The sequence below is a fragment of the Acinetobacter sp. PW68 genome (genome assembly GCF_020982655.1).
In the GTDB taxonomy this organism is placed as follows: Bacteria; Pseudomonadota; Gammaproteobacteria; order Pseudomonadales; family Moraxellaceae; genus Acinetobacter; species Acinetobacter towneri_A.
On the sequence record NZ_JAHZSX010000002.1, the window covers coordinates 55323 to 71703 of the forward strand.

Sequence of the window (16381 nt, forward strand, 5' to 3'; positions counted from 1 at the left end):
CAATTCTGGATAAGTAATCTGAATATTACGATCCTAAATTACCCGAAGAGTATTAAGATTTCTAAGAATCGTGATTGTTGGTTTATTTGGGAAATTAATCAGTGGATTGAAGCAAAGATGATGGCTCATTAAGGATTGTGGGCTTCGACTACTTAAATTTTAGGTATTTTGAATAAAGCATATTTCAAAAATCTGAATTAATGGATTTAAATTACCATAAAAACCTTCAATATTTGCTTGAATCCATTGTTGTTGAGAGTCAATGCGAGACCAATCAATACCATAACCACAATGAGCAATCAGATGCTCAAAGAAAATCCGTTGTGTACGTCCATTACCTTCACGGAATGGGTGTATGACATTAAGCTCACAATACAAGTCGGCAAGTTGAGGGATTAGTTTTTGTGGTGCTAAGCCTTGAAAGTATTTTTTTTCTTGAAGTGGCCTAAGTAATTTATTGGTTTCAATTTCAATACGGGAAAAATTACAAAAACGGGTATCACCTTTGGAAATATCGATTTGTCTTAATTTTCCTGCCCAGTCGTATAAGTCGCCAAAAAGCTGTACATGAATTGATTTTAAGTATTTTAAGTCGTAGGGTGGTTCAGCATATTCAATGAGACTACTTGCTAATCCAGACAGTTCCAGTTCAGCTTGTTCTAAAATTTGTTCATCACGAATATTGAGTTTGTTCTTTAGGATATTTGTGCCAGGGTAACAATACAGGCTGTCACCCATTTCCCCATATTTATCCATACATGCACCTGACTAAGATTCGGGTTGCGAATACTTCTTATATTTTTGCAAGATTTCAGCTTTACTTTGTTGAGTTGTTTGAGCTGTCGTTGTAATGCCTTCAAGCTTTAGGCTGGCTTGATAGTTTTGCGAACGTGTCGCTTGAATATATTTTCTTTTCTGTTCAGTGGTTCTGAGCATTTCGAAACTCCATTGATGCTACATGTGAAGTAAGTATAGCAGAGAATCTTTTTGATCAATGCTGCATACACAGCATTTCTAAAATGTAATACAACGGTATTGTTTCATGTAATAACAGAAAACTAAAAAAAAGTGGAAGAATTCTTAAAATTTAGACCGTCATAGATAAGCAAACCGTATGTATTTGTTGAGAATTGTAATTTTGAGAAAATTTAGTTGATAAATTAAATGAAGTTTCATATACAAAGATATGCTCATTTTTTAAATCGATAAAAATGTTAAGATTTGACTATTTGGTAAAAAATATAGAAATTTTTATGGGGCAATTTATCATGCCCTTTTGCTTTGACCGAAAAAATGTTCAACTTGAGATAGTAAAAATTAACTCAGAACTACTGAAAATCAAAAAGATTAAACAGAGTCAGAAAGTAGTAGTACAAGCAAAGTTCAAAATAATCTATGTGAAAATTTGGCAAAAAATCTTGCTATTGATGCAAACGGAGCCAGGCTTACGTGTGCATTCTAATTATGTTGCAATCTTACAGTTGATACATAATCTTGATGATTTTATCGAAAAATCACAACAACACTTGTGCTTTGAAAGAAAAGCTCAGAAAGAACTGGATGCTAAATTTTTTGCAAGATTTTTTAAGCTAACAAAGAATTCAATAAAGGATCAACTTTTACCAAATCGTTCTGATCACAATGAATTTAAACAATGCAACGTGATAAAAATATTAAGCGAAAATGAATATGCCAAACATTGAAACACAAGAGCAATTCTTAGATTTAGCAGAAAAATATCAACAAGATTATTGTCTATTACGTGATGATATTGTAAATACACAATTTGTCGATCTATCAGATGATTTGTATAAAGATGTCTACGCTCTATACAAATTAGCACAACAAATTTATAGCTATATATCAGGCTCCAGACAGATCGGTAAGTATTCTTTTTTAGCTGCTGTGAGTTTTTTTGCATGTCCAGATTCTAGTAATACACAAGAGCTGTCATCGCAACGTTATTTGATTCTACAAGCGAGTTTTTTAACATATCGGCAGTATCAAGAATTTGCAAAAATTGATAAAGCTGAGAATAAGCAAAAACATGTTTGTGACCTATTACGCTATGTCTCACGATATGTGCTGGATTCTAATCATGCTGAATTATTTCATGAATGTAGTAAGCTGCTAAATTGTTATGTCACGTACGAACGTAATTTGAAAAAAGAGGATCGTAATCAACTTTTTAATATTAAAGATTTCGAACAAGTACAAGTCATAGAGTATTTATCGGCTCTATTAATAATTTTTAAAAGACTAGATGATCGTCGTGTAGTTCATCGTCAGCGTAAGTCAAAAAAAAGCAAAGTTTTGCAATGGCCGACGAAAAATGAACTCAAAAAATTTCGTGAAATTAAAACGGGTAAGCAAGTAGATATTGGACATAACGCAAAGATTAGTATTTATGATGCCGCTCTTCACAAAGATGAAGAGGGTGAAGTTGATCTATTAGATCCTGAAATGGAGTTTTATTCAGAAGATGAAAAGTCTAAAAATTTAAATTATATACTCAGCGATAATGCGACGCATCTAATGCGGCATCGCCAGCGCCGTCATGCTCCTTTTGTTACAAATCCACATTATTTGGCGCCAGATATACTGAAGCAAATTGTTTATGTGTTGAGAACCGAGTTATCCGGGCACTGGAGGGATGCTGCAATCGCTGCAGCATGTTTATTGTCACTTTTGACGGGATTATCACCCGTCGCACTGATGGATTTTAACGAGCTTATTCAAGATGGAATTTTGATCCAGAATGGTTCAAGTAGACGTCGCGAATATTTACTCAAATTAAATCTTAAAATTACAGAGCAGAAGATTAAGAGCTTAAATCATGTGCGGTGGAATGAAGTGATGACACATCAACTACATTTACCTTCTGCTTGGTTTGACTATATAGAACAAGCATCGAATCCACTAATTTCATCAACACACATTAATACGAAACTTAAGAATTGGCTTGATAATCGGTTTGTAGGTTCGATCACTGTAGAAAAACTGCAGGCTCAATTATATTTTCATATATATTATGAAACATATAATGAATATCTTGCTCATGTAATTGCTGGGCGGGATAGTCAGCATCACATGCCTGGTATCTATTATGGCGGGCTACCGAAAACTCAACTCAGTAGCACATATCTAGCCTTTTTAGAAAAAGCACTTACACCACATTCCACACATTTTACTGAAGACACGGCTGAACTAAAAATATTGCAACAACAATTCAAAGTGCAATCTGCATTATCTATAGGAAGGATAGGGAGCCAACTGGCACTTGAACCCAATTTTGTGAAAGAGCAATTCCATATTTTACATAGACATTGTCACGAAAACATCCAAGAAGATAAGCACATTATTAATCAACTTAATGCATATGCGTGTTGGATGTGGCATATCAGTTTGTTGAGTTTGGCAAGTCGGCCTAAAAAAAACCTGTTGGGGAATTTGGATGATTATTGTGTTGAGCTCAAGCTTTTATATGTGAATGATAAAAAAAATAGTAAAGCAAGAAAAGATGGTCGTTTTATCCCTTTATCTGATTTTTTCATAAAAACACTGCAAAATTACACTGCCTTTTTAGAACAAATTATTGAAGCGTACGGTTCATTTTTTAGACAAGTCTTTGCAAAGAAGAAGATAACTGTAAATGATCTTTTTGGTAAGGTCATTTTTAGTAAAGATATCTTGCCGATAACTGTCAAAGAATGGCAGAGCAGGAAAATTAAGTTAATCCCTTTATCGAGAAAATGGGTGAATTCATATATGCAAGGAGTCTTTCCAAAGAATATGTATTCGAATTGGTTACGTCATTTTGACATGAACTTTTTGATGCATGAGCAGCAAGAGGGTAAACCAGCATTAGCTTTTCACTTAATTCAGGCCCTGTATGGTCATGACCAACGTGACCGAGAGGCTTTTCATCCGCATTCTTCACTTATCCCGAATGTCTATGTACAGCAAGCCCGCCAGCAATTGCAAGATAATGTCAAATCTTTATCGATTAAACACTTAGAGCGAAAATAGTTGTATGCAAAAAATCAAAGAACTAATAAAACCACAACTAGATGATCTATTTGTTGATATTCATAAAATGGTGAAAAAGTCGCTAGATAGACAGCCTTCTCCACCTGAAGTATTGACGAAAGAAATGCAGCAAAAACTTGATCAGCAGATCGCTGAAAAATGGCATGACATTAAAGATAGTGTTGATTGTTTGAGTCAAAAGTTGAGCCGAGACGAACAATCAAAACTGATGCAATTTACTGAAGATGAATTTAATAAAAGAAGGAAGCAATTCAACCAGAATGTAGATAAAAAATCATACAGAATTAAGCTAAATCCACATACTAAACGGATCGTACTGCCTAGAAAAATTGAGAGTACAGAGTCACGGTTAGAACAGGGGCATCTACATATCCATGTACTTAAGGAATTAAGGCAGTATTGGCAAGATTCATTTGAATATTGGAATGAACCAAAGTACTTATGGGGAAATTTATGCTTAAGTTTTATATATATTTCAGGCTGTGCAGATGAACAGCATTTGATTGCTATTCAGAAGCAATTGCAGGAGGCCATTGAGCTTGGTACAGATCTGAATTGTTTTCGGTTATACCATTCGGACTACAAAAAAATCACTAATCCATTGTTACTACATTATCGTGTTGAAAACTCTCAATATGGCAACGATGTAGAACAGGGAAAGTTGTACCAATGGAAACATGTTTTTTTTAACCCATATGCGCAGTTCATTTTGCAATATTTAAAAAAGTTGAAAGCTGCTCAGAAAGAATTTTGTCTGCAACATTCAGTTGAAGATTGTATTTTAGAAAGCTTGAGTAAGATAGGCAGGAAAAAAAGTCTTGGGGATCTGCAATATCAAATTAAACGCCGTGGATTTCGTGCATTTAATGATGTGCAAATGGTACTCGAATTTAATCCAAACCTCAGCATAGATATATTTTTGAGTAATGTGCTTCAGCAAGAGATTAATACTGTTGCTTTAAGGCCATCCGAATTTAGATTGCTGTGGAATAATGATTACAATCAAGTCACAGAACCAGATAATCGCCCTATTCATTTTGAACAAGAGCAGTTACTTCCTGAAGTTCCGACTGTTCAAAGCAAATTACAAACGATTCCGTATGAGTTGATGTTGTTTGGTCAAAAGAAACGTAAAGGTCAAAAAGTTGAGCGTTTAGATAAAAAGAGGAATAAAGAAGAACGCACGCTACGTTTTTGGCAAGAAACTAGAAGGGTGTTAGAGGAGAAGATAGTTGATGCTAATACGGAGGAAAAGTCTTTAATTGATGCTCAACTACGCTTAATTCACTGGTTAATGCATTTAAAAAAACGAGGGCTTCAATTATCAACTATTGAAAGCTACTTAGGATCGTTTGGCAAAGAATTTATATTTGAGATTTGGCTCAATAAATTAGATTTAAAGCAACAATCCATAGATGACTATGAGGATTTATATCGGCAGCTATTGAAATACAGCAGTGAACGTGATGAAAAAGCAGTTCAACGAGATTCGGTGAAAGGAAAAACCTCTCGTAAGATGCACCAAAGCGCAGAATACCGTTTTGGTCGCCTAAAAGATTTTCATCAATTCTGTATAGAGAATTATGATGCTCCAGGGGTATTGGTGTTACAGAATTCAAGTTTTAAGCATTTACAAATTTGCAATGCACGGCTAGTGAGTCCTTTGCTATTTGGCAAATTATTGGAAAAACTAGAAAATTTAAGTCAAGAGCCAACGGCATCAGAGTGGGTCGATCATCTGAGTTGTTTAAAGCTGATGTATTTACTAAGTTATAGAACTGGACTTCGATTAAATGAAGTTCGTTGTCTTAAAATACAAGATATTATTTGCCCAGAGCTACTTTATAAAGAAAAAGAAAATACAGTTTTTAATAATATCACGCTTCATATCCAAGACAATTCATATCGCCGTCTGAAAACGCGAAGTGCGAATCGTCAAATACCATTGAAAATTGCATTGTCAGAACATGAGTTTTTAGTAGTACAACGTTACATACAACATCGTTATGAGCAATATTTGGTTAATCAGCAGGATGATCTACTTTTTAGTGTGAATCATCGTGTATTAACTGATCAATGTATCAGCAAAATTACAGTAGATTTGTTTAGTCAAATATTAGGTATGCATCATGGCTTTAGTTTTCATACATTACGCCACAGTGCTGCTAACTATCTAGCAATAACTTTGCTCGGTTCAAAAGAAATGATCAAGACCTACACAGATTGTCCTTGGGTAAAAGCAAAAAAGATGAGGGATTTATTGTTTGGTATGAAAGCACGTGCTCAAGAAGAGATTATTCAACATAAATGGCAGGTGCTCGCCTCTTGGATGGGGCATAGCAGTATTGAGCAAACGGCTTCAAATTACCTTCATGTTTTGGATTTATTAGCAGTCGATCGAATTTATAATTCGCCGTGTATCATTTCAAAAAAAGTATTAGAACAGTGTTTTAGTCCAGTGAAGTCAAGTACAGACTACATAAACCTAAATCGTTATACTCAGCAGCAGAAATGGTTTAATTCTTATCAGCAAACACAGCCAGTTACGATGGCTGGCCGACAAGAAAAGAAGTTTAGTATAGAGAAGAGTACTCTGACACCTTTTCAACGTTTGATAAGTTTTAGAGAAGGTCGTTTAAGCGAAGATACCCAAGCTCAAGAATGGATGCAACGATGTCAATGGATGAGCACTAAATGGATGGATCGCCAAAAATTTAATTTAAAAACGAATTATGTTTATAGTAAGAATTTAGAAGAGAGTTGGTTTGATGAACTTTACGAAAAGGCTAAAAAACTGACTCGTCCAGATGAAATAATTCCTCTCCTTGATTTTCATTATAAAGATGATAGGCAGCAAGATGCACTGAAAGAAAAGAACATGGTTAAGGCGCTTAAAATATTATTATTATTTGGAAAACTGCGTAAGAATTTTCTACATTTTCAATGCCGAATGAAAGGTGATGAGCAACAAATTGTTAATTTTATTACTGGTATAGAGCCAATGTTAGGAGATCATCTGTATTTAGAAAAACAAAACTACCCAGTTAATTTGGATGCTCCTGAGCGAACCGTTAAATTTAGTTTTCAAAGAGTTGTCGGCTCTAACAAAAAAAATGTTACTCCGCTGGTTATATTTAATTTCTCTGTACACGACAAAAATAGATAACTCATTGAAATAATGTCATAATAATTGTTTTCTAACGACGAATACTATGACACATCTCAATGAGTTATATCTTATCTTAAACAAATATCTAAAATGGAACAAGTCACATTTAAAGTGCTTTGCGCTCATCATGCTTGTGATTATTTTAAAGCAAACATGTAATCTTTCTTCTGCATCTAAAGCCTTGCCCATCAAGTGCTTACCACAATCATTTTATCGACGTATGCAGCGCTTCTTTGCAGGTCAGTATTTTGATTATCGTCAAATTTCTCAGTTGATTTTCAATATGTTTTCATTCGACCAAGTGCAACTGACTTTAGATAGAACCAATTGGAAATGGGGAAAACGAAATATTAATATCCTGATGCTCGCAATCGTTTATCGTGGAATAGCGATACCTATCCTTTGACATTGCTTAATAAACGTGGAAATTCAGATACGAAAGAGCGTATTGCTTTGATTCAACGCTTTATAGCCATTTTTGGTAAAGACCGTATTGTGAATGTGTTCGCAGACAGAGAGTTTATCGGTGAGCAGTGGTTTACATGGTTAATTGAACAAGACATCAACTTCTGCATTCGTGTTAAAAAACTTCATTGTCACCAATCATTTAGGAAAGAATCATAAAATTAGTGATTTATTTCGCCATCTTAAAGTTGGTCAAATTGAATGTCGTAAACGACGGATTTTGGTTGGTCGGGTGAAACTATATATAAGTGCACTACAGTTAGAAAATGGAGAGCTTTTACTCGTCGTTTCTCCTCAGTTTAATGCCAATGCTATTCAGGATTATGCATTACGCTGGGAAATTGAAACCTTATTCAGTTGTCTCAAAGGACGCGGGTTTAATCTTGAAAATACGCGCTTGACAGACCCTAGACGAGTGAAAAAATTGATTGCGGTGTTAGCTATAAGCTTCTGTTGGTGTTACTTAACGGGTGAATGGCAACATGATCAAAAAAAGTGATAAAAATAAAGAAGCATGGACGACTCTCAATGAGTTTATTTCGCTATGGTTTAGACTATGTTCAAATGGCGATTCAGCGTTTAATTGGTTTTGGGAAAAAAGAAGAGTTTAAGGAAATTTTGGCAATTTTAAGAAGGCAGAACCCTGATAGGATAAGGGTTCTGTGAAATTTGTCGTGTACAGAGATTTAATTTAATGTTAAAAATCATGCTAGAAGATGAACTCTGGTTGAAATAGCCTAAGCAAACTGAAAAGGGGGAATTGTTTAAAAATCTCTCTGGTTATAAGTAAACTGTCTTTATGAAAAGCATCATACTAACTTTGATTCATAATAAAGGGAATTTAAAAGCTTTAGCATCACAATTTGGTCACTGGATTTTAGACAATAGTGTAAAGATTAGCACTTTGGTAAATCGATGAGCTAAAGTGTTGTAGTCCAAACTCGATCTGACAATTACCCATTTTTTAGTGTGCCCGTCAGGTTAAATTTGAACTGAATTTTTCTCAGCCCAAATTCATTTCCAATCAAGTTATGTTTCAAGTGGCGTGCGAACACTGCACAATTTAATTCACGGTGCCTAAGACAGGTATCAACTTCGGACCAGCCATTCTAGCTTTGCTAATGATTTCCACCAGCTCATCATAAGTCAGTTCAAACTTATCCTCACTATCAAATACATAGACCATATTCTTGCCTTCATGTTCAGGTGGAGTAGGTGGTACAAATCGTTTCGGGATAAGAATTTGTGCGAGTTGTTCGTCAGTTAATTTAAATAAGTGCATGTTTTTATCCTACTCTTGGTAAGTCAGACCATTTGGTTAAATACGAAGGTGATCTAAGGTTTTGATTCATGTGCCATGTGGCTTCTTTATTGTTGGCAATGCCTAGCGTGACGAGATTCTTCCCAAACCGTTCACTGATGGCTTCGATGGCATCTGAAAGCCTTTCTCGCTCTTGCTTATGTGAATAGTCCGTGAATAGATCGGGCACAAACTTGGATTGATCTGTAATTTCGAGCAGCACGATTCCCGCCTTTTTATACTTAAAGCCTTTCTTAAATATCTGATCGATGCCTTTCATCGCGGCCTTGGTGATGAGCAGTAGATCATCCGTATGCTCATGCATTTGAACGACGATGTAAGGCGAGTAGCGCTCTGTCTTATCAAAGCGACTGGTTTGGATATACACGCCGATCATCTTGCAGATTGAGCCATCTTCCCGCATTCGTTTCACGGCTCTGGCCACATAAAGCCGAACCGAAGCTTTAATGTCATCCATTTCATACACTGGGTGGCTTTGTTGCATAAACATTCAAAAGCTGAGTTCTCCCCAATCCATTCAAATTTAAGACACAACTTGGGTGCGAGGTCTACCTAATTCCGTAAATCTATTCAGAACTGCCACACGCGCATGAATTTCATTGACCTGACTTTGAAAATGTCTTGCCGTCAGCCTATCACCTAATAATTTGATGCAATGCATCTTGGTTTCCACCAAACTACGACGGTGATAACCCGACCATTTTTTCCATAGGGTTCTGCCTAAATGTTTAACCGTTTGAAGTAACTCATTTCGTTCTATTGAACTTATTTTAGAATCTTTCCAGGGCTTGGCATTCTTTCTGGGTGGAATTACTGCATGTGCTTGACGATCTGAAATCACTTTTCTGCAGCACTTCGTGTCGTACGCGCCATCGGTATAGACAGAATCTATTCGCTCATCTAGTGGAATTTGATCCAGTAAATCACCTAGTACTTGTGAATCACTGACATTATTTGTAGTAAGCTGAACGGCACGTATTTGCAGTGTTTCAGCATCTATACCAATATGCAGTTTACGCCATTGTCAACGGCATTTTAAAATTGACCCCTTTTACCTTAAAAATGGCGAAGTAAAATTGACCCCTTTGATCTCGTATTAAGTTTCAACCTGCGGCTGAATCCCTATTCTTTTTTTATCCTTCAAACGATAACTCTCACCCGATATTTGTACCACATGACAGTGATGCAATAACCGATCTAACATCGCAGCGGTCAACGTGACATCATCTGCAAAGGATTTGGACCACTGGCTAAATGATAAGTTACTCGTCAATATCGTACTGCCTTTTTCATAACGCTTGGCAATCACATTAAAGAACAGATTCGCTTCTTCACGTCCAAACGGTAAATAACCAATTTCATCGATAATCAGTAACTTTGGTCCCAGTACCGCACGCTGCATATAGGTTTTCAATTTACCTTGCTGATAGGCTGTACTCAGTTGCAGCATTAAATCCGCTGCGGTAATAAACTTGGTTTTGACATTGTTCATGATGGCCTTATAGCCTAATGCCATAGATAAATGCGTTTTTCCTACTCCGCTAGCCCCGAGAAACACCACATTTTCTGCTCTAGCAATAAAGCTCAGATTGAACAGTTCAATCACCTGTGATTTAGGGGCCCCTAGGGCATAATTAAAATCATAGTCTTCCAGGGTTTTGACTTGAGGCAGGCCTGAGAGTTTCATCAGTACCTGCTGGCTGCGCTGTTGCCTGGCAGCATATTCATGCGTCAAGATCGCTTCAACAAAGTCGGCATAACTTCCATCCTGACCTAATGTTTGTTGTGCATGATGTGACCATTGTGATGCGATGGCAGGCAGATTGAGCTTTTGGCAAAGCTGCTCTATACGGTCGTATTGCAGATTCATCAGGAAACTCCCAGCAACTGGTCATATACAGATAAGGGATGCTGCAAACTCTCGTAGGGCATGACATGCTGTGCTGCTGCAACAGGTACAGTGCTGGAACCTGTATCTGATTGCGGTAATGGCGTAAATTTTTGCTGCTCCTGTTGCAGTCGAACAGCCGGTTTTTCTTGCGTGGTGGCATGAATCCGCTGATTGGCGGTTTCATGCAGCCACCGGCCAATGTGGGCATTGGCGACATCAACATCTAACAGTAAACCCGAAGTCTTCAGGCTTGCTTTCAATGGCACAATAAAGCTTGATTTGAGGTATCCATTAAAGCGTTCAACTTTGCCTTTGGTCTGTGCACGGTAGGGCTTACATACGCGAGGACGAAAGCTGTATTTCTTGGCGCAGTCGAGCAGTTTGGGGTTCCATTTATGCTGCCCCTCCTGATAGGCATCCCGTTCAATCATGATCGTTTTAGCGTTATCAAACAGGATTTCTTGAGGTACTCCTGCAAAAAACTGAAATGCATTTTCTAGACCATCGATCCATGCATCCGTACGTTCATGATCATAAAATTTCACGAAAGTCGCTCTGGAATACCCTAATGTTGCGACAAAAGCTTTTAAAGTCGTGTTGTTACGTCGAATCGTGGTGAAATCCACTTGCATTTGTTGGCCAGGTTGGGTTTCAAAACGAATGATCGGTTCCGGTTGAGCAACTGGTTTTAATGTTGCAAGATATTCCCTCAAGATCCTGATCTTTCCTGGATATCCCAACCCTAAAATTTCCTGGTAGAGCACAACAGCAGGAATCCATTCAGGATGAGCTGCGTTTACACGTTGGAGTAAATAGGGTTTATATGGGTCAAGGATACTTATTCTAGGCTGTATACGCTGATACTGAAGTGTGGTGTTTTGCCGTAAATATTTACGTACGGTATTTCTGGACACCCCCAGTTCACGACTAATGGCTTTAATAGATTTACCTTGTTGATGAAGTATTTGGATTGTCACTGCTTGCTCCAAAGTTAACATGTTGAGCAGTCCAAAATGACCGCTATATTAACCAAGGGGGTCAGTTTTTAAATGCCATTAGGGGGTCATTTTTACACTGCCGCTAACACCATTGCCGACGGTATTCAGGCTGATGTTTTTTACGCTTCCATTCGCCTTCACCTAAAAACTTTAAACCCGTAGAGTCGACAAGTAGGTGTAACCCATCATGACTTTTCTGATAGCTTATCGCAATATCAATATGCTTTTGTCGTCTACAAAGGGTGGAGTAATCTGGTGCTGTCCAATTCAAGCCACAGAGTTTAATCAGGCTTTGAACAAAGCCAGTAACCATACGTAAAGAAAGACGGAATAGAGATTTGATCATTAAACAGCATTGAATCGCTGTATCGGAATAAGTTTGATTTCGTCCTTGCTTGCCTTGTGGTTGTGCATACCATTGCGTCTTAGGATCAAACCAGATTGAAATATTTCCTCGCTTGATTAAAGCTTGGTTATACGAGGACCAATTGGTTGTACGATAGATTTTAGGTGTAGGCTTCTTCATCTGGAAATTATATTACTGAAGAAGCCTTCAAGAATAGCTTTGTGCAACAAAGCCGCAATGTACTATGATAAGATTAACCCGTTAGGTCAGGTGGCCTAACTTAAATAAAAAAGTCTCCGACAAACCCGGTACGGTTCATTCTGAAGCAGACCGTGATTCGCTACATGTCACTCTTGCGGATGAAGCTGTGTATATTGGTGAAGCACCTGCCAGCCAAAGTTATTTAAATGTCGAAAAAATTCTGGAAGTCGCGAAACAGACCGGTGCTCAAGCAATTCACCCCGGTTATGGCTTCCTGTCTGAAAATGCTGAATTCTGTGACCTGTGTGAAGCACAAGGCATTGCTTTCATTGGCCCAAACTCGGCACAAATGCGTGCTTTTGGTTTAAAGCATACGGCGCGTGAGCTGGCAATTCAGGCAAATGTGCCATTGCTTCCAGGCAGCCAGTTACTGGCAGATGAAGCAGAAGCACTGACAGAAGCGGCACGTATCGGTTACCCAGTCATGCTAAAAAGTACCGCAGGTGGTGGCGGTATCGGCATGCGTCTGGTCTGGAACGAAGCAGAGCTGAAAGATGCCTATGCAACCGTATCGTACCTGGCACAAGCCAACTTCAAAGATGCAGGTCTTTATTTAGAAAAATTTGTACAAAATGCCCGCCACATCGAAGTGCAGATTTTTGGTGATGGCAAAGGCAAGGTAATTGCTCTCGGTGAACGGGATTGTTCGGTGCAACGCCGTAATCAGAAAGTGATCGAAGAAACCCCAGCACCACACATTACAGATGAACAACGTGCCTATATCCAGAATGTGGCGATTCAACTGATGGAGTCAGTGAACTACCGTTCTGCGGGTACGGTTGAATTCGTGATGGATACTGACACGCAGGAATTCTATTTCCTCGAAGTGAATACCCGTCTGCAAGTCGAACATGGCGTGACGGAGCAAGTCTTTGGTGTAGACCTGGTGGAATGGATGGTGACGCTTGCCAGCGGAGACTGGACTGCACCAACCGAGCAACTGGAATCCCAAGGTCATTCGATTCAGGTGCGTCTCTATGCCGAAGATCCAATTAAGAACTTCCAGCCAAGTGCCGGTCTGCTGACCTATGTCGAGTTTGATGATAATGCACGTAACGAAACCTGGGTCGAAACTGGTTCCAATGTGTCGTCTTTCTATGATCCGATGATTGCCAAAATCATTGTCACAGCAGATGATCGTGACGCAGCCATTCAGGCCATGACCGATACACTGGAAAAAACTCAAGTGGCGGGTATCGAAACCAACCTGGAATATCTGCAAAACATTATCGACTGTGAGGTGTTTAAGGCGGGAACACAAACCACACGTTTCCTGAATACCTTTGAGTGGAAAACCCAGAAGATTGAAGTGCTGCAAGCGGGCATCCAAACTGCAGTGCAGGATGTCACTGGTCGTCTCGGTTACTGGGATGTGGGGGTGCCACCATCAGGCGCAATTGATCCATTGTCTTTAAATGTCGCAAACCAGCTTTTAGGTAATGTGCCAAATACCGCCGGTCTGGAATGTACCCTGCAAGGTCCGACGCTGAAATTCCACTGCGACAGCCAGATCGTACTGGCGGGCGGTGACATGCCATCAACATTGGATGGTGTGGCAGTACCGATGTGGCAAACCGTGAATGTACGTAAAGGTCAGATTTTAAAATGTGGCAAGATCGCGACCGGTTGCCGTACCTATATTGGCATCAAAGGCGGTCTGAATGTACCTGAATATTTAGGTTCACAAGCGACCTTTACCCTCGGTCAGTTTGGTGGTCATGCCGGTCGTAACCTGCTGATCGGTGATATGCTGCCAATCACGTCATTCACAAGCGATGAAGTCAAAGCACTTGCACCGGAACAAGTGCCAACATTCAGCCATGAATGGGAAATTGCGGTGATGTATGGTCCACATGGCGCGCCAGATTTCTTCACCAAAAATGACATCGATACCTTCTTTGCCAATACCTTTGAAATCCACTTTAACTCGAGCCGTACCGGTATCCGTTTGATTGGTCCAAAACCTGAATGGGCACGTGAAGATGGTGGTGAAGCCGGTCTGCATCCATCGAATATTCATGACAATGCCTATGCCATTGGTGCGATCGACTTTACTGGCGATATGCCAATTATCCTCGGTCCAGATGGCCCAAGTTTGGGTGGTTTTGTCTGTCCCGCGGTGGTAATCAATTCGGAGCTGTGGAAACTCGGTCAGCTCAAAGCCGGTGATAAAGTGAAATTTGTTCCAGTCAGCTATCATCAAGCCAAATTGCTGAATGAAAAATATCATGCGCAGCTTGAAGCACTGGATACCCAAGAAGTTTCATTCAATGAATCCTTCTATCCTGAACTAGCTACGTTGAAAAATGCCGTACTGGATACCTTAAAAGGTGAAAATGGTGCGCCAGATGTGGTGTATCGCCCAGCAGGTAACAATTACATGCTGGTGGAATATGGTGAGCTGGTGCTAGATCTGAACCTGCGGTTCCGTATTCATGCCTTGATGCAATGGGTTCAAAAACAGAATATTCCGGGCATTATCGACCTGACACCGGGCATCCGTTCGCTGCAAATCCATTTTGATTCAATCAAGCTGGATCAGCTCGACCTGTTGCGTCTGCTGCAAGTTGCTGAAACTGAATTACCTGATGTGACTGAAATGGAAGTGCCATCACGTACTGTGTATCTGCCACTGGCTTGGGAAGATTCGCAAACCCAGCTGGCAACTGAACTCTATATGCAAACTGTGCGTCCAGATGCACCGTGGTGTCCAGACAATATCGAGTTTATCCGCCGTATTAATGGCTTGAAGGATAAACATGCAGTCAAAGATGTGGTGTATAACGCCAGCTATCTGGTCATGGGCCTAGGCGATGTATATTTAGGTGCACCAGTGGCAACACCACTTGATCCGCGTCAGCGTTTAGTCACAACGAAATATAATCCGGCGCGTACCTGGACCCCTGAAAATGCCGTGGGTATTGGTGGTGCATATATGTGCGTCTACGGTATGGAAGGCCCTGGTGGTTATCAATTTGTCGGCCGTACTACGCAAATGTGGTCACGCTACCGTAAGAATGCCGACTTTGAACAAGGCAAACCGTGGTTACTGCGCTTTTTTGACCAAATTAAATTCTATGAAGTATCTGAAACTGAACTCATGCACATGCGTGAAGACTTTAAAGCCGGTCGCTTAAAACTACGTATCGAAGAAGGTGTCTTGAACTTAAAAGAATACAACGACTTCTTAACTGAAAACGAAGCATCCATTTCAGCATTTAAGTCGGTGCAACAAGCTAACTTTGATGCAGAACGTCGTCGTTGGCATGAAGCAGGTCTTGCAGAGTATGTTTCTGAAAGCTTGAATGCTGTTGATGATGGTGAAGGTGTTGAAATTCCAGATGGTGGCTGTGCGGTGGAATCGCATATGCCGGGTTCAATTTGGAAAATTGAATGTCAATCAGGTGACATTGTGGAAGAAGGTGCAACGCTTGCCGTGATTGAAGCGATGAAGATTGAAATTCCAATTATTGCGCCTGAGCGTATGCGTGTAGATGCGATTACGATTGAGAAAGGGCAAACGGTGAAAACAGGACAGGTGTTGTTTACTTTGGCGCCGGTGGCTTAAAGAATCCTCCCTCTTGCGTAGCTACGCTACTCACCTTTAAAAAGGGGGAATTTCCTTTCTTTATTCTTGCGCTATATAGCTCAAGGTTAGGGGGGATTAAGACCGTCCATAAGGGCGGTTTTTTATTTAAAATCTTATGATTAATTAAAAAATAATAGTTTTTCATAAATATGCATTTTTAATCCCAGCTCCCTTGGGAGCTGGGATTACCTAAAAAAATAAATGAAGAGTTATTACTAACGTCTACATGTTTGGGTATGAGAGGCAATGCCTCGTAAGAACTATCCAGATTACTTATTTGGATATGAGAGG

The 16381-nt window shown here is 39.3% G+C and carries 8 protein-coding genes and 5 pseudogenes; 5 read left to right on the forward strand and 8 right to left on the reverse strand.

Translation table 11 applies throughout. The features are described 5' to 3' along the window. Positions 1-159: 159 nt before the first annotated feature. A complete protein-coding gene (locus tag K1T76_RS13725) occupies positions 160-756 on the reverse strand; it encodes a putative adenosine monophosphate-protein transferase Fic (RefSeq protein WP_000362164.1) in 597 nt (198 codons plus the stop codon). A gap of 12 nt (positions 757-768) precedes the next feature. Further along, the gene (locus K1T76_RS13730; RefSeq protein WP_000946583.1) at positions 769-936 is read right to left on the reverse strand and encodes a YhfG family protein; all 168 of its coding nucleotides are present in this window, start codon (positions 934-936) and stop codon (positions 769-771) included. Positions 937-1253: 317 nt separating this feature from the next. Here K1T76_RS13730 and K1T76_RS13735 point away from each other — a divergent pair, with 317 nt between their 5' ends. The 4 genes and pseudogenes from K1T76_RS13735 to K1T76_RS13750 all read left to right on the forward strand — a co-directional run bounded on the left by K1T76_RS13735 (position 1254) and on the right by K1T76_RS13750 (position 8350). Then, complete coding sequence (locus K1T76_RS13735; protein WP_002046161.1) at positions 1254-1703, forward strand: hypothetical protein; 450 nt, start codon at positions 1254-1256, stop codon at positions 1701-1703. Next, positions 1690-4029: a hypothetical protein gene (locus tag K1T76_RS13740; RefSeq protein ID WP_127800787.1), complete on the forward strand. Its 2340-nt coding sequence runs from the start codon at positions 1690-1692 to the stop codon at positions 4027-4029. The genes K1T76_RS13735 and K1T76_RS13740 overlap by 14 nt, the downstream gene beginning before the upstream one ends. 4 nt (positions 4030-4033) lie before the next feature. Continuing rightward, positions 4034-7216, forward strand: a complete 3183-nt coding sequence (locus K1T76_RS13745) for a site-specific integrase (RefSeq protein ID WP_230245680.1) — start codon at positions 4034-4036, stop codon at positions 7214-7216. Positions 7217-7262: 46 nt separating this feature from the next. Further along, positions 7263-8350 (forward strand): annotated as a pseudogene (locus K1T76_RS13750) (IS4-like element ISAba1 family transposase). Positions 8351-8747: 397 nt separating this feature from the next. Here K1T76_RS13750 and K1T76_RS13755 read toward each other — a convergent pair. From K1T76_RS13755 to K1T76_RS13780, 6 genes and pseudogenes are all read right to left on the reverse strand, one after another. Then, positions 8748-8966: a hypothetical protein gene (locus K1T76_RS13755; RefSeq protein WP_000550047.1), complete on the reverse strand. Its 219-nt coding sequence runs from the start codon at positions 8964-8966 to the stop codon at positions 8748-8750. Between the two features lie 4 nt (positions 8967-8970). Further along, positions 8971-9474, reverse strand: a pseudogene (locus K1T76_RS13760) (DUF4113 domain-containing protein); the annotation flags it as partial. Between the two features lie 54 nt (positions 9475-9528). Beyond that, positions 9529-10029 (reverse strand): annotated as a pseudogene (locus tag K1T76_RS13765) (IS5-like element ISAha3 family transposase); the annotation flags it as partial. Between the two features lie 72 nt (positions 10030-10101). Further along, the gene (gene istB, locus K1T76_RS13770; protein ID WP_230245681.1) at positions 10102-10875 is read right to left on the reverse strand and encodes an IS21-like element ISAba8 family helper ATPase IstB; all 774 of its coding nucleotides are present in this window, start codon (positions 10873-10875) and stop codon (positions 10102-10104) included. Next, complete coding sequence (gene istA, locus K1T76_RS13775; protein ID WP_230245682.1) at positions 10875-11894, reverse strand: IS21-like element ISAba8 family transposase; 1020 nt, start codon at positions 11892-11894, stop codon at positions 10875-10877. Before istA ends, istB begins: the two co-directional genes overlap by 1 nt. A gap of 88 nt (positions 11895-11982) precedes the next feature. Next, positions 11983-12420, reverse strand: a pseudogene (locus K1T76_RS13780) (IS5-like element ISAha3 family transposase); the annotation flags it as partial. A 133-nt stretch (positions 12421-12553) separates the two neighbouring features. Between K1T76_RS13780 and uca the strand changes: the two are divergent. Next, positions 12554-16069 (forward strand): annotated as a pseudogene (gene uca / locus K1T76_RS13785) (urea carboxylase); the annotation flags it as partial. Positions 16070-16381 lie beyond the last annotated feature (312 nt).

What these genes read in the sequence shown, in the direction of transcription:
- K1T76_RS13725 (WP_000362164.1), bottom strand. Translation starts at nt 756, where the DNA reads ATGGATAAATATGGGGAAATGGGTGACAGCCTGTATTGTTACCCTGGC.
- K1T76_RS13730 (WP_000946583.1), bottom strand. Translation starts at nt 936, where the DNA reads ATGCTCAGAACCACTGAACAGAAAAGAAAATATATTCAAGCGACACGT.
- K1T76_RS13735 (WP_002046161.1), top strand. Translation starts at nt 1,254, where the DNA reads ATGGGGCAATTTATCATGCCCTTTTGCTTTGACCGAAAAAATGTTCAA.
- K1T76_RS13740 (WP_127800787.1), top strand. Translation starts at nt 1,690, where the DNA reads ATGCCAAACATTGAAACACAAGAGCAATTCTTAGATTTAGCAGAAAAA.
- K1T76_RS13745 (WP_230245680.1), top strand. Translation starts at nt 4,034, where the DNA reads ATGCAAAAAATCAAAGAACTAATAAAACCACAACTAGATGATCTATTT.
- K1T76_RS13755 (WP_000550047.1), bottom strand. Translation starts at nt 8,966, where the DNA reads ATGCACTTATTTAAATTAACTGACGAACAACTCGCACAAATTCTTATC.
- istB (WP_230245681.1), bottom strand. Translation starts at nt 10,875, where the DNA reads ATGAATCTGCAATACGACCGTATAGAGCAGCTTTGCCAAAAGCTCAAT.
- istA (WP_230245682.1), bottom strand. Translation starts at nt 11,894, where the DNA reads ATGTTAACTTTGGAGCAAGCAGTGACAATCCAAATACTTCATCAACAA.